At 65.5% G+C, this 13,613-nt stretch carries 12 protein-coding genes and 1 tRNA gene; 5 read left to right on the top strand and 8 right to left on the bottom strand.

Annotated elements, in window-relative coordinates:
* Positions 1-776: 776 nt before the first annotated feature.
* The 3 genes from CRO50_RS04530 to leuB all read right to left on the bottom strand — a co-directional run bounded on the left by CRO50_RS04530 (position 777) and on the right by leuB (position 3,112).
* A tRNA-Pro gene (locus CRO50_RS04530) sits at positions 777-853 on the bottom strand.
* A gap of 81 nt (positions 854-934) precedes the next feature.
* Complete coding sequence (locus tag CRO50_RS04525; RefSeq protein WP_097144652.1) at positions 935-1,903, bottom strand: DMT family transporter; 969 nt, start codon at positions 1,901-1,903, stop codon at positions 935-937.
* 105 nt (positions 1,904-2,008) lie between these two features.
* Entirely contained in the window at positions 2,009-3,112 is a 1,104-nt protein-coding gene (gene leuB / locus CRO50_RS04520) for a 3-isopropylmalate dehydrogenase (protein ID WP_097144651.1), read from the bottom strand.
* Positions 3,113-3,351: 239 nt separating this feature from the next.
* On the opposite strand from leuB, the gene CRO50_RS04515 reads away from it, so the two are divergent.
* Positions 3,352-4,689: a globin-coupled sensor protein gene (locus CRO50_RS04515; protein WP_198431775.1), complete on the top strand. Its 1,338-nt coding sequence runs from the start codon at positions 3,352-3,354 to the stop codon at positions 4,687-4,689.
* Positions 4,690-4,925: 236 nt separating this feature from the next.
* On the opposite strand, the gene CRO50_RS04510 is transcribed toward CRO50_RS04515, so the two are convergent.
* The 5 genes from CRO50_RS04510 to leuC form a co-directional block, all read right to left on the bottom strand.
* On the bottom strand, positions 4,926-5,918 hold the full coding sequence (locus CRO50_RS04510; protein WP_232617692.1) for an endonuclease/exonuclease/phosphatase family protein: 993 nt from the start codon (positions 5,916-5,918) through the stop codon (positions 4,926-4,928).
* Between the two features lie 11 nt (positions 5,919-5,929).
* Positions 5,930-6,769 (bottom strand): hypothetical protein, encoded by an 840-nt coding sequence (locus CRO50_RS04505; RefSeq protein ID WP_232617693.1) that lies wholly within the window; start codon positions 6,767-6,769, stop codon positions 5,930-5,932.
* Between the two features lie 273 nt (positions 6,770-7,042).
* Entirely contained in the window at positions 7,043-7,561 is a 519-nt protein-coding gene (locus CRO50_RS04500) for an HdeD family acid-resistance protein (RefSeq protein ID WP_179747195.1), read from the bottom strand.
* A 144-nt stretch (positions 7,562-7,705) separates the two neighbouring features.
* Positions 7,706-8,311 carry a 3-isopropylmalate dehydratase small subunit gene (gene leuD, locus CRO50_RS04495; protein WP_097144647.1) on the bottom strand — a complete coding sequence of 202 codons (606 nt, stop codon included), beginning with the start codon at positions 8,309-8,311 and terminating at the stop codon, positions 7,706-7,708.
* Positions 8,312-8,323: 12 nt separating this feature from the next.
* Positions 8,324-9,745 carry a 3-isopropylmalate dehydratase large subunit gene (leuC, locus tag CRO50_RS04490; RefSeq protein ID WP_097144646.1) on the bottom strand — a complete coding sequence of 474 codons (1,422 nt, stop codon included), beginning with the start codon at positions 9,743-9,745 and terminating at the stop codon, positions 8,324-8,326.
* Between the two features lie 268 nt (positions 9,746-10,013).
* On the opposite strand from leuC, the gene CRO50_RS04480 reads away from it, so the two are divergent.
* The 4 genes from CRO50_RS04480 to gpmI all read left to right on the top strand — a co-directional run bounded on the left by CRO50_RS04480 (position 10,014) and on the right by gpmI (position 13,596).
* Entirely contained in the window at positions 10,014-10,685 is a 672-nt protein-coding gene (locus CRO50_RS04480) for a ferredoxin reductase domain-containing protein (protein WP_097144644.1), read from the top strand.
* Between the two features lie 150 nt (positions 10,686-10,835).
* Entirely contained in the window at positions 10,836-11,249 is a 414-nt protein-coding gene (rsfS, locus tag CRO50_RS04475; RefSeq protein ID WP_232617704.1) for a ribosome silencing factor, read from the top strand.
* Between the two features lie 22 nt (positions 11,250-11,271).
* The gene (rlmH, locus tag CRO50_RS04470; RefSeq protein ID WP_097144642.1) at positions 11,272-11,742 is read left to right on the top strand and encodes a 23S rRNA (pseudouridine(1915)-N(3))-methyltransferase RlmH; all 471 of its coding nucleotides are present in this window, start codon (positions 11,272-11,274) and stop codon (positions 11,740-11,742) included.
* A 336-nt stretch (positions 11,743-12,078) separates the two neighbouring features.
* Positions 12,079-13,596 (top strand): 2,3-bisphosphoglycerate-independent phosphoglycerate mutase, encoded by a 1,518-nt coding sequence (gene gpmI / locus CRO50_RS04465; RefSeq protein ID WP_097144641.1) that lies wholly within the window; start codon positions 12,079-12,081, stop codon positions 13,594-13,596.
* Positions 13,597-13,613 lie beyond the last annotated feature (17 nt).

Raw genomic sequence — 13,613 nt, 5'->3', positions numbered from 1 at the left:
TCTGAATTTCTATCACCACCTCAGCTTCAGGTCCTTCAAGCAGCTCCGCCGCCCTCCGTTCCGTCCGCCTCCGTGGCGCCCCGGTGCGCCTCAGCGCCGCCGGTGAAGGGGGTTCTACGGTTAGTGACCCAAACCCGCAAGGGGTTTTTGAAGGGAAAATCGAAATTCTTGCAAAAATATGAATTTGTGTGCAAAATCAAATGGTTAGAGACACAATTATCTTCGCTACTGCGCGCGCACCCAGGCTTCCCTTTGGTCAGCCATCACGCCACTTTCCCCATATCTTGGGTTATCCACCGGGTTATCCTCAAGAGGCCCCGGAATCGCGGGGGAATCCCCCCTCCTACCCCTCGGCACCTTCCTGAATCGGTGTCTCGAGACGTCTCGGTGACTCGGTCAGCCCGGACTCGCCCTATCCCCTGCCAATCCCCCTCCTGGGAGCGGGACGGTGGAAGAAGGATAGGCTGGGCCGGGTTCCGGCGCTGCGTGGGGATGGCGGACTACATCGGACGGCCTGAGCCATGGGTGCCCTGCCCCCACTAGAGCCCCCGGTTGCGGAGCGTCGGGCTGTCAGGCGTGACGACCGCCGAGAGGCCTCACCCCCGGCGCTCCACGCTCTCTCTATATAGAGGTCGGACGACAGCGGAGATCGAAGCTCCGGGCACCATGGCCAGGGCCGGCACTGCGCGGATCCGTGAGAGGGGGAAGTCAGGACCACCTGCCGGAAACGACAAAGGCGCCCGCGGGGGCGCCTTGCATCAAGCTATTAGTGATATTGGTCGGAGTGAGAGGATTCGAACCTCCGACCCCTGCCTCCCGAAGACAGTGCTCTACCAGGCTGAGCTACACTCCGACCGTGCAGCGCGATCTACAGCCAGCCAGTAGGCTTGGCAAGAGCCAATCACAGGTTTTTACCGGCCCATCCCCAGTGCCGCTACCTCGCTCCGGTCTCGACCTCCGAGGTGCGCATCCGCATGAGCGGCCCGATCCTTAGCGCGGCAGGGGTGCCGGTCCGGTTGCGGGTGCGCAGCACGGGCTGCTTCGAGCCCCGGCCCTGGCGCGATTCCCGGATGACGATATAGAGGCCCGAGCCGATGATCAGCGCCGATCCGGCGGCGACATTGGCTCCGGGGAACTCGTCGAAGAGAAGCCAGCCGTAGAAGGTCGCCCAGAGGATCTGGGAATATTGCATCGGCGCGACCAGCGCGGCCTCTGCATTGCGGTAGGCCGAGATCATGAAGGTCATGGCCACCACCGACAGCAGGGCGATGGCGAAGAAGCCGCCGAGATCCAGCACCGGGACGGGTTTGTAGTAGAAGGGCATCAGCGCGCCCATCAGGACGAAGTTGGCCAGCAGCGGGTAGATCAGCATGACCACGTTGCGCTCGTCATTGCCGATCTTGCGCACGATGACCGAGGACAGGGCACCGCAGGCCGCCCCCGCCATGGCGGCGAAATGGCCGAGGCCCAGGGTGGCATTGCCCGGCTGCAGGACCACGCCCACCCCGAGCAGGCCGACGATTACCGCGATCCAGCGGCGCATGCGAACCTTCTCTCCGAGGATCGGGATGGCGAGGACGGTGATCAGCAGCGGCGAGGCGAAGAGGATGGCGTAGGTGTCGGCCATCGGCAGGACCGAGAAGGCGTAGTAGCCGCAGCCTGCCGCCACCACCGAGGCTAGGGTGCGCACCAGCATCCACCAGGGATGCACCGGGCGCAGCGTACCGGGGCGAGCGTCGCGGATGAGGATGATCGAGGTCAGCGGGAAGCTCATCAGCACGGTCAGCCAGACCATCTGGAAAGCAGAGTAATTCGCGCCGAGGATCTTGATGATCGCATCATGGCCCGAAAAGATCGCAAACCCCGCAAGGGCAAAGGCGATGCCTCGCATCGTTCCCGTCATCCTGCTGCTCCCCAAAAGAAAACCCTTTCCGTCACTATGGAGCGGAAAGGGTTCATGGCAAGCGGTCTGCCCGGCAAAGCCGGGATTACCGGGAAGAGGCGTGGCTCAGAGGCTCGCTTCGAGGGCTGCAACCACGGCATCGCCCATTTCGGAGGTCGTCGCCGGGGTGATGCCCTCTTCGTTCAGCAGGTCGGCGGTGCGGACACCATCGGCCAGCACCTTCTCGACCGCGGCTTCCAGGCGGGTGGCCTCGGCGCCCAGGTCGAAGGAATAGCGAAGCGCCATGGCGAAGCTGAGGATACAGGCACAGGGGTTGGCCTTGGCCTGGCCGGCGATGTCCGGGGCGGAGCCGTGCACCGGCTCGTAGAGCGCCTTGGGACGGCCGTTGGCCATCGGCGCACCCAGCGAAGCCGAGGGCAGCATGCCGAGCGAGCCGGTCAGCATCGCGGCGGCATCCGACAGCAGGTCGCCGAAGAGGTTGTCGGTGACGATGACGTCGAACTGCTTGGGCCAGCGGCAGAGCTGCATGGCGCCGGCATCGGCGTACATGTGCGACAGCTCGACCTCGGGGTAATCCTTGGCGACCTCGGTGACGACTTCACGCCACAGGATGCCCGATTCCATCACGTTGGCCTTTTCCATCGAGCACAGCTTCTTGCCGCGCTTCATGGCCAGCTCGAAGGCCGAGCGGGCAACCCGGTCGATTTCCGACTCGGTGTAGCGCTGCGTGTTGATGCCGACGCGCTCGTTGCCTTCTTCGATGATGCCGCGCGGCTCGCCGAAGTAGATGCCCGAGGTCAGTTCGCGCACGATCATGATGTCGAGGCCGGCGACCACATCCTTCTTCAGCGAGCTGAAGTCGGCCAGGGCGTCGAAGCACTGGGCCGGGCGCAGGTTGGCAAACAGGTCCATCTCCTTGCGCAGGCGCAGCAGGCCGCGCTCGGGCTTCACCGAGAAGTCCAGCACGTCGTACTTGGGGCCGCCGACGGCCCCCAGCAGGACGGCGTCGACTTCCTGGGCCTTGGCCATGGTGTCGTCGTGCAGCGGCGTGCCGTGCTTGTCGTAGGCGGCACCGCCCACCAGGTCTTCGGACACGTCGAAGGCAATGCCCCGCTTGGCGCCGAACCAGTCGATGATCTTGCGCACTTCGGCCATCACTTCGGGGCCGATCCCGTCACCGGGCAGGATGAGGAGCGAGGGGTTGCTCATGGGTGGGTCCTTCCTGATCTCTCTTGTCGCCCTCGGGTATCCTTGGGCGCGGGAAAGATCAAGAAACGAAAGGAATCCGGGCGCGGCCTCCAGAGACGGAATCTGGCGGCGGCCCGGCGCAATCCTTCCGAAAAATGCGCTCCGGTGGCGGCAGGGCCCCAAAAACCCCGGCGGTCTCAATGTTTCGGCAAGGACTTTGCCCGTAAATGCGAGCGAGAACTGGCTTGGAGGTGTTCCGCATGGGCTATGATATGCCCCGGCTGCTTGCGCGGATGGGAATGGATCAACAGAAGATCCGGCTGCTGATCGAGGCCGGCAAGGTGATCCTGCCCCGCATGGACAAGATCCTCCTTGGCCAGGCCGAGATGATCGAGGCCGATCCGACGCTCCATTCGATGTTCAAGGGCGAGGCCCATCTGCAAGCGGTGAACGCCGGGCAGGTGAAGCACTGGACCAAGCTGTTCCAGGGCCGCCTCGACGAAAGCTTCGCCGAGGAATCAATGGCGATCGGCAAGCTGCACTTCCGCGTCGGCCTGCCCTTCGAGGATTACTTTGCCTCCTACGCCAAGACCCTGACCGCCATGCACAACGTCGTGGTCTATTCCCACAGCCGCATGGGCCGGGTGAAGACCGGCGAGGTGAAGAAGCTGATCGACGTGGTCAATTGCGCCACGATGATCGACCAGCTGCTGGCCGTCGAGGGCTATACCCGCGCCCAGCGAGAGGACTTCGCCCGCCGCCTCGGCTCTCTCAGCGACAGCTTCCAGTCCGAGGTGGGCAATGTCTCGGAGGTGGTGAAGGATTCGATCACCAGTCTCGCCGGGATCGCCGGCGGCATGAGCCGCGGCACCGAAGGAGCGCTCAGCCAGGTCGACTCGGCGGTCAGCTTTGCCGGAGACACGGCCAGCATGATCCTGTCGGTCTCGACCGCCGCGGAAGAGCTCTCTGCCTCGATCAAGGAGATCACCGGCCAGGTGACCGACGCGCATCAGATCTCTGCCGTCGCCACCGAGAAGGCCGAGAAGACCGATACCCTGGTCCGCACCCTGCGCACCTCGGGCGACGAGATCGGCGGCGTCGTCGAGCTGATCTCGGACATTGCCTCGCAAACCAACCTGCTGGCGCTCAACGCCTCGGTCGAGGCCGCGCGCGCCGGCGAGGCGGGCAAGGGCTTTGCCGTGGTCGCCAGCGAGGTAAAGCACCTGTCGATGCGCATCTCCGAAGCTACCGAGGAAATATCGCACAAGATCGCCCAGATGCAGCAGGACATGGCAGAGGCCGTCTCGGCAATCCAGGACGTGGGCGGCACGATCCGCAAGATGGCCGAGATCTCCTCCTCGATCTCGGTCTCGGTCGAGCAGCAGAAGCTGGCCACCGACGACATCGCCCGCAACGCCGAAAGCACCGCCTCCAGCACCGATCAGATGACCCGCAGCATAGAGGCGGTCAGTGGGGTGATGCGACAGACCAGCAACGACACGCAGACGGTGCTCACCGCCGCCGAAGGGCTGCGCGGCAAGTCGGATGAGCTCAGCGCCCAGATCCGCAACTTCGTGCAGGGCATCAAGGCCGCCTAGGCAAGCGGCCCGCCAAGCCTCGGCCCGCCGCCTCGGCCGGGCACCGGGCCAGCCCCCCTCACGACCGCCGGCCCACTCCGTAGGGTGGGAGCCATCCCACCATCCCTGCCGCAGCACCACTGGCGCACTGATCGTGCCGCATCATCCCTGCCGCAGCGCCCTTGGCGCGCTGTCGCTGGCGCACCATCCCTGCAGCACCGTCCCCGCTCGACCGTCCCAGCCCGTCCCGGCGCCACCTAGGGCCAGCGCAGATCCAGCCAGATCAGCCGGTGACGGCTTGCCTGCGCCACCTGGCGCGCGAGGGGGGCCTCGCCTTCCGGCCAAAGCACCCCGCTGTCGATGACCTTCAGCCCGGCGGATGGCAGAAGGTAGTCCACCCGCATCTGTCCCGGCCCCGGCGCGGGCCAGTCTACCGTTGCAAGGGGCACCTCCGCCCTCCCCGGCCGCATCGGCCTTGTTTCCTGCAGGCGCCTGTCTTGCAGGAGCGCCCGGATCGCCGCCCGCCGGCCCTCGCTGCGATCACCATCCAGATTGGCGCCGCCGAGAATCACGAAGGGGTCGGGCAGCGCACCGGGCAAGGCGCCGTCCAGCAGCCTGACCCAGAACAGGATCTCGTCGTGATTGCGGCGACCGTTGCGATCCTCCGGCCCGTCGAAGACTGGCGGCGTGGCGTGGAAGATCCCCAGGTGCAGCCGCCGCCCCCGCACCTCGACTGGCAGCACCCAATGCACCATCGAGGACAGGCGCTGCACCCCCAGCCCCGGATCTCCGTCCGGCATCAGGTTGCCCGGCAGATCCTCCCAGAGCAGGGAGCTGAAGTCCTGCACCGTGCTGAACCCGTAGCGCGACAGCACCCCCATCCCCCCCGCCCCGGTGAACCGCCCATAGCCCTGCGCATCCCGCGCCTCGGCCAGACGGCCATTGCCATCAAGGTCGCGCCCCGTTGGCCTGCCGGCATTGGGACGGGCGGTGAAAAGATGGGGATAGGGCCGGGCCAGGGCCGCATTCAGCGCAGCAAGCGCCAGCCCCCCGGCATCCCAGTCCACGCCCGAGAGCACCAGCACATCAGCCTCCGCTGCCTCGATCACGGCCAGGACCGCCGCGACCTGGGCGTCCTCGTCGCGCAGGATATCGCGCAGGAGGAGGCCCGGACCATCGCGTTCCAGCTCGGAGTGGAAATAGGCCAGCCGCAAGGGCTCGGCCCCGAGGGGCGCGGCCAGCAACAGCAAGAGAAGGAAGATCAGGTGGCCAGGATGCCTTCGGCCTTGGCGGCGGCATAGGTGCGGCGGCGCTTGGCCTCGACCATGGCCGCGACACGGGCCAGGGCCACGCCGCGCATGATCAGGTTTGCCGGAAGGAATGCCCATGCCACCATCGTCCAGATCAGCGTCTGCGGCAGCGCGAGCGCATGCAGATCCACCATCGGCAGAAGGAAGCGCACCACCACCGGCGCCAAGAATGGCAGCAGGAAGCCTAACAGGATGTTAACCACCGAGTCGCGCTTCAGCCGCGCCAGCACGTCACCGCCGCCGGTCGGGTCGAAGAGCGGCAGGTTGATCCAGACGTTGAAGGCGCCGTATTGCGCCGGCCAGCCGTAGACCCGCACCAGGATGCCAAAGCCCACGAGGCCACAGAGCGAGGTCAGGTAGGCGATGCCGGCAGCGGCGCGCACGGTCTCGATAAAGGCGGGGCCAGCGTCAGACGGCAGGGCCAGGATCACCAGGCGCACCGGCGAATAGGGGAAGTCGACCGCGTTCACCAGCATCTGACCGACCCGCTGCAGCAGGTCCGAGATCGGGGAATCGAGCGCCGGGCCGGACTGGTAGACCGTCAGCAGCAGGATCATCCCGAAGGCGGTGAAGTAGCGCAGGCGGTTCACCGGCGGGGCGAAGCGGAACTCGATGATCGTCGGGAACTGGCTGAAGTACTCGATGAAGGTGTAGAGCGAGGCGACCATGGCAACGAGCACCACGATCTGTGCGGCATCGGCAGAGACATCCGGCAGCAGCAGGGACGGCGTGGCAATGGCCAGCGCAATCAGGATGGCACGCATCAGCGCGCCCGTGACTCGTACGATCACTGCTCGTTTTCCTTCAAACTGGCCCGGGCGGGTTCTGCGTCTGCCCGTGTTTCCACTTTGATGCCGCTGCATGGCGGTCTGCCTCATTGTTGCCACGATGTTGACGACCTTTCGCCGCATGCTCAAGGGTCACCCTCACAAGACTCTGATAATGAGGCAAAATGCGGGCCAAACTGGTGCCATCTTGCATCATTTGGCACGTGCAAACAGGGCCCCTTGGGCGCATGAGAAAGAGTTTTCGTTTGTCGGCAATGGGTTGAGTGCGCAGGCGGCTCAGTACCCCCGGTTGCGGGTCAGAAGCCCGAAAGCCATCAGCCCCAGCCCCTCGGCCAGCAGCTGCAACCCCAGCAGCATGCCCAGGACGGCACCGACCGCCGCCGCGCTGTCCAGCAGTACCACCCCGCCGATCATCGCCGAGACCAGGCCCGACAGCAGCACCAGCCAGAAATAGGGCAGGCCGCGCAGCGAGACCGACATCAGCACCCGCACGACGCCCACCACCAGGAAGACCGCGCCAAGCATCAATGTCAGAGAGATCGTCCCCGCCGTGGGATTGGCCAGCAGCCAGATCCCGGCAACCATGGTGAGAAAGGCAACGGCCCCGTTCGAGAACCGGCCCTTGTGCCGGCCCGCCTGGAACAGCACCCAGGCCTGGACCACACCGGAGCCCAGGAAGACCACCCCGACAAGGGTCGTCGCCGCCAGCGATGCTGCGAAGGGATTATTCAGGGCAAGGACACCGAAGATGGCCAATAGCAGCCCGATCACCAAAAACGCGGTGGATAGTCTCACCTTGCACCTCCTCTTGAAGCGCTTGGATGGGCGGAGAAACCGTCCGCCAGTACAAACAATATGGTTCCACGAATACCCCAGCATGACGCAAAGGCAAAGGGCCCCTGACGGGGCCCTGAGAAAATCTTGTGTTGTTGTTACGGATCAGACCCAGGGACGGGACTGCGCAAGGCCGGTCTCGAAGGTGTCGATCGAGGCGGCCTTTTCCAGGGTAAGGCCAATGTCATCAAGGCCTTCCAGCAGGCAATGCTTACGGAAGGGGTCGATCTCGAAGGAGAAGACCTCGCCGTCCGAGGTGGTGATGGTCTGTGCTTCCAGGTCCACCTCCATGCGGGCGTTTTGGCCCTTCTCGGAATCCTTCATCAGCACGTCCACAACCTCTTGCGGCATCACGATCGGCAGCATGCCGTTCTTGAAGCAGTTGTTGTAGAAGATGTCGGCGAAGGAGGTCGAGATCACCACCTTGATGCCGAAGTCCGCCAGCGCCCAGGGGGCGTGCTCACGCGAGGAGCCGCAGCCGAAGTTGTCACCGGCGACGATGATCTGGCTCTCGCGGTAGGCGGGCTTGTTCAGCACGAAATCGGGGATCTCGTTGCCCTGCTCGTCATAGCGCATCTCGGCGAAGGCGCTGACGCCCAGGCCCGAACGCTTGATCGTCTTCAGGTACTGCTTCGGGATGATCATATCGGTGTCGATGTTGACCAGCGGCATCGGCGCCGCGACGCCCGAGAACTTTTCAAACTTTTCCATGGGACTGGCTCCTCAGACGGCTTCTGCCGCGGTGAACTCGCGGATGTCGGTGATGCGGCCGGTGACGGCAGCGGCAGCCGCCATGGCGGGCGACATCAGGTGCGTGCGGCCTCCGCGGCCCTGGCGGCCCTCGAAGTTCCGGTTCGAGGTCGCGGCACAACGCTCACCCGGCGCCAGCTGGTCGGGGTTCATCGCCAGGCACATCGAGCAGCCCGCAAGACGCCATTCAAAACCGGCTTCCTTGAAGATATCGGCCAGGCCTTCTTCCTCGGCCTGGGCACGGACAAGACCCGAGCCCGGCACGATCATCGCCCGCATGCCTTCCTTGACCTTGCGGCCCTTCAGCACTTCGGCCGCGGCGCGCAGATCCTCGATCCGGCCATTGGTGCAGGAGCCGATGAAGACCGTGTCGATCTCGATATCGGTCAGCTTCTGGCCGGGGGTCAGACCCATGTAGTCGAGCGAGCGCTTGGCCGCCTCGACCTTGCCACCCTTGAAGCTTTCGGCCGCGGGGACCTCGGCGGTGACGGGCAGCGCATCCTCGGGCGAGGTGCCCCAGGTGACGGTCGGCGCGATGTCCTCGCCGCGGATGGTCACGACCTTGTCCCAATGGGCGTCGTCATCCGAGTAGAGCGTCTTCCACCAGTTCAGCGCGGCGTCCCACTGGGCGCCCTTCGGCGCATGGGGGCGGCCCTTGACGTAGTTGAAGGTGGTCTCGTCCGGCGCGATCAGGCCGGCACGGGCGCCGCCCTCGATGGCCATGTTGCAGATGGTCATCCGGCCTTCCATGGAAAGCGAGCGGATGGCCTCGCCACAATATTCGATCACGTAGCCGGTACCGCCGCCGGTGCCGGTCTCGGCGATGATGCGCAGCACGACATCCTTGGCGGTGACGCCCGGAGCCAGCTTGCCGGTGATCTCGACCTTCATGTTCTTGGACTTGGACTGGATCAGCGTCTGGGTGGCCAGCACGTGTTCCACTTCCGAGGTGCCGATGCCATGGGCGAGCGAGCCGAAGGCGCCGTGGGTCGCCGTGTGGCTGTCGCCGCAGACCACGGTCATGCCGGGCAGGGTCCAGCCGTTTTCGGGGCCGACGATATGCACGATGCCCTGGCGGATATCGCTGACGGGGTAGTAGTGGACGCCGAATTCCTTGGCGTTGGTGTCCAGCGCGGCCACCTGGATGCGGCTGTCTTCCGGCATCTGGTCGGGGTTCTCGCGGCCCTCGGTGGTGGGCACGTTGTGATCCGGCACGGCGATGGTGCGCTCGGGCGCGCGCACCTTGCGGCCCGTCATGCGCAGGCCCTCGAAGGCCTGGGGGCTGGTCACTTCGTGGACCAGGTGGCGGTCGATGTAGAGCAGGCAGGTGCCGTCATCGGCTTCGTGGACGACATGGGCGTCCCAGATCTTGTCGTAGAGTGTCTTGGGGGACATGAGTCCTCTCCCTTGATGTTCGTGGAAATTCGCAAAACTGGGAAACGCGCGCCGCGCAAGCGGGCGCGCCCGGCCTCATAGGCGGGCCAGGATCGTCATCGTCGCGCCGAAGAAGCGCCAGGGCAGGCGCGCGCGGTCATCCATGTCGAAAATCTGCGTCATGAGGGGTCAAATACGCCTGTCGGGCGCATTCATCAAGCCTCGGCTGAGGGCGGGCGCATGGAACCCTGCCCAAGCCGCATCGGTTGTTATCCCAAAGGAGACCCCGATGAGCCACCTGCTGACACTGCAGACGAGACAGCGCCTGACGCCCGACACCCAGGCCTACACCTTCACCCGGCCCGAAGGCCTGAGCTTCGCCCCCGGCGAGGCCACCGAGCTTTCGCTGCTGCGCGAGGGTTGGCGCGACAAGGGACGTCCCTTCACCTTCACCTCCCTGCCCGATGCCCCGGAGATCCAGTTCGTCATCAAGTCCTACGACGACCATGACGGGGTGACCCGGCAGATGGCCTCGCTGAGCTCGGGTGAGATGGCCCTGGTCACCGAGCCCTTCGGCGCCCTGCAGGACCAGGGGCCCGGCACCTTCCTGGCCGCCGGTGCCGGAATCACGCCCTTCCTCGCCATCCTGCGCAACCGCGCGGCCGGGCAGAGGCTGGACGGCAGCCGCCTGATCTACACCAACAAGACCACCTCCGACATCATCCTTAGGGACGAGCTCTCTTCCATGCCGGGCCTGACCACCCATTTCACCGTCACCGACGAGGAAGATGCCCCGGTTGAGACGGCACGGATCGACAAGGACTGGCTGGCAGACCGGCTGGAGGATGTCTCTGGGCGATTCTACCTCTGCGGCCCGCCGGGATTCGTCGACGCGATGCGTGACGCGCTGCGCTCGCTCGGTGCCGCCGGCGACCAGATCCAGACCGAGGATGGCTGGTGACATCGCCCATGATATGCCCTGAAGCCCTGCCCCGATCGCCGTCACGGCACTTCGGGGCAGGGTTCATTGAAATACCACGCCCGGACTGCTAAATTGGGGCCATGCCCAGCACCGGGGCCCTGACGGTGTGCTTCCAGGGAGGACAATGTCCTGTCACTTGACGCAACAGCGGAACTTTCCGCGCCTGAAGGGGCCCAGCTGATGGCCGCCCCGCAAGAGCTGAGTGTGAAAGACCAGCTCAACCTCATCCTGAAATCGCTGGAAGACGACAAGGCGGAAGAGATCGTCCAGATCGACCTCGCCGGGAAATCCTCTATCGGGGATTACATGGTCGTCTGCTCGGGCCGCTCTTCGCGGCAGGTCGGCGCGATGGCAGAGAAACTGGTCGAACGGCTGAAAGAAGCCACGGGCCGCACCGCCAAGGTCGAAGGCAAGGAAACCGGCGACTGGGTGCTGATCGACACGGGCGATGTCATCGTCCATGTCTTCCGTCCCGAGGTTCGCGAGTTCTACCAGATCGAGAAGATGTGGATGCAGCCGGGCCAGAAGGCCACGGTGTCCTGAGCCGGACCCTGAAGACCGGCTCATGAAACTGCATATCTGCGCCATTGGCCGGCTCCGCAAGGGGCCGGAGAAGGCGCTTCTTGACGATTACCTCGACCGCGCCGGCAAGACCGGCCGGGCGCTCGGGCTTGGTCCCTGCGCGGTCTCGGAAGCTGAGGCGAAGCGCGGCGGCGGTATGGCCGAAGAGGCTGAGCTTCTCTCCCGCATGATCCCCGCTGGCGCGGCGCTTGTCTGCCTGGACGAGCGCGGCAAGCTGCTAAGCTCGCCGCAGCTGGCCGATCAGCTGGGCCGCTGGCGCGACGACGGTATCCGCGTCGCGGCCTTCGTCATCGGCGGCGCCGACGGTATCGACCCCACTCTGCGCGCCCGCGCCGACCTGTCGATCTCCTTCGGCAAGATGGTTTGGCCCCACATGCTGGCCCGCGTCATGCTGGCCGAACAGCTCTACCGCGCCACCACGATCCTCGCCGGATCGCCCTATCACCGGGTGTGATGCCCGGCGGCACCCCCCCCCCGGACGCCTCCGGCGGGAGTATTTTCAGCCTGGTGATGAGATCAGGGCCGAGAGTTGAAGCCCCCTTCGTTTCCATGAAGAGCGTGCCACGCCCCTGGCGGGAAAGTAGGCCGCCATCCCGGGCGCCATCCCGCCATCATCACCAGGCCTGAAATACTCCGGGGGGAATGGCGCCGCAGGCGACAGGGGGGCAGCGCCCCCTTCTCGGGCAGCCTCCGGCGTCCTGCCGCCTCTCTGCCGCACCAGAGGTTTCCCCCTGCCCGCGAAGGGTCTAGAACCGGGACAACAGGCTCTAGGCCCAGGCAGGAGAATCCGATGTCCATCCCGAAACCCGTCGTCCTTTGCATCCTCGATGGCTGGGGCCTGCGCGAAGAGCGCGAGGCCAATGCCCCTGCCCTGGCCCATACGCCGACCTTCGACCGCATCATGGCCACCTGCCCCCATGCGACCCTGGTGACCTTCGGCCCCGACGTGGGCCTGCCCAAGGGCCAGATGGGCAATTCGGAAGTCGGCCATACCAATATCGGCGCGGGCCGCATCGTTGCCATGGACCTCGGCCAGATCGACCTGGCCATCGAGGATGGCTCCTTTGCCAAGAATGAAGCCATGGGCGAGATGATCGCCAAGCTGAAGGAAACCGGCGGCACGGCGCATGTCATGGGGCTGGTCTCGGACGGCGGGGTCCATGGCTCGCTGACGCACATCCTGGCCGCCGTGAACACCATTGCCGCAGCCGGTGTGCCCGTCGCGCTGCACGCGGTCACCGATGGCCGCGACGTGGCGCCGAAATCCGCCCTGGGCTACCTGGCCAAGCTGGAAGCCGGTCTGCCCGAGGGCGCGAAGATCGCCAGCGTTTCGGGCCGCTACTACGCCATGGACCGCGACAACCGCTGGGAGCGGGTCAGCCTCGCCTATTTTGCCATGATGCAGGGCAAGGGCGAAGCCGCAGCCTCTGCCGCCGAGGCGGTCGAGGCCAGCTATGCCGCCGGGAAAACCGACGAATTCGTCCTGCCCACGGTCATCGGCGATTGCGCAGGCGTACAGGACGGGGACGGCTTCTTCTGCCTCAACTTCCGCGCCGACCGCGCGCGCGAGATCCTGCGCGCCATCGGCGAGCCCGGCTTCGAGGATTTCGACACCGGCGAGCGCCCCGATCTGGCAGCGCTTCTGGGCATGGTCGAATATTCCGACGGCCATAACGCCTATATGACCACCTGTTTCCCCAAGCGCGAGATCGTCAATACGCTGGGCGCCTGGGTGGCATCCCACGGCAAGACCCAGTTCCGCCTGGCCGAGACCGAGAAATACCCCCATGTGACCTTCTTCCTCGATGGCGGGGTCGAGGCGATCAAGGAGGGCGAAGAGCGCTTCATGCCGAAATCGCCCAAGGTCGCCACCTACGACCTGCAACCCGAGATGTCCTCGGTCGAGGTCACCGACACCTTCGTCGAGGCCATCGAACGCGGCTTCGACCTGATCGTCACCAACTACGCCAACCCCGACATGGTGGGCCATACCGGCGATATCGACGCCGCGGTGAAGGCCTGCGAGGCCGTGGACCGGGGGCTGACCCGCGTGGTCGAGGCGCTGGAGAAGGTCGGCGGCGCCATGGTGGTCACCGCCGATCACGGCAATTGCGAAACCATGGTCGACCCCGAGACCGGCGGCCCGCATACGGCGCATACGACGAACCTGGTTCCGGTGGCGCTCTTCAACGGCCCCGAGGGGGCAGAGCTGCGCGACGGGCGGCTTGCGGACCTGGCCCCGACCCTGCTGCAGCTCATGGGGCTGGAACAGCCCGCCGAGATGACCGGCCAGAGCCTGATCAAGTAAGGGGCCTGATCGAGTGA

The organism is Pseudooceanicola antarcticus, assembly GCF_900215355.1.
Classification (GTDB): domain Bacteria; phylum Pseudomonadota; class Alphaproteobacteria; order Rhodobacterales; family Rhodobacteraceae; genus Pseudooceanicola; species Pseudooceanicola antarcticus.
Note: the sequence above shows the minus strand (reverse complement) of the source record. Positions and strands in the feature narration are given on the sequence as shown.

What these genes read in the sequence shown, in the direction of transcription:
- gpmI (WP_097144641.1), top strand. Translation starts at nt 12,079, where the DNA reads ATGTCCATCCCGAAACCCGTCGTCCTTTGCATCCTCGATGGCTGGGGC.
- leuC (WP_097144646.1), bottom strand. Translation starts at nt 9,745, where the DNA reads ATGTCCCCCAAGACACTCTACGACAAGATCTGGGACGCCCATGTCGTC.
- leuD (WP_097144647.1), bottom strand. Translation starts at nt 8,311, where the DNA reads ATGGAAAAGTTTGAAAAGTTCTCGGGCGTCGCGGCGCCGATGCCGCTG.
- rlmH (WP_097144642.1), top strand. Translation starts at nt 11,272, where the DNA reads ATGAAACTGCATATCTGCGCCATTGGCCGGCTCCGCAAGGGGCCGGAG.
- leuB (WP_097144651.1), bottom strand. Translation starts at nt 3,112, where the DNA reads ATGAGCAACCCCTCGCTCCTCATCCTGCCCGGTGACGGGATCGGCCCC.
- CRO50_RS04480 (WP_097144644.1), top strand. Translation starts at nt 10,014, where the DNA reads ATGAGCCACCTGCTGACACTGCAGACGAGACAGCGCCTGACGCCCGAC.
- CRO50_RS04515 (WP_198431775.1), top strand. Translation starts at nt 3,352, where the DNA reads ATGGGCTATGATATGCCCCGGCTGCTTGCGCGGATGGGAATGGATCAA.
- CRO50_RS04525 (WP_097144652.1), bottom strand. Translation starts at nt 1,903, where the DNA reads ATGACGGGAACGATGCGAGGCATCGCCTTTGCCCTTGCGGGGTTTGCG.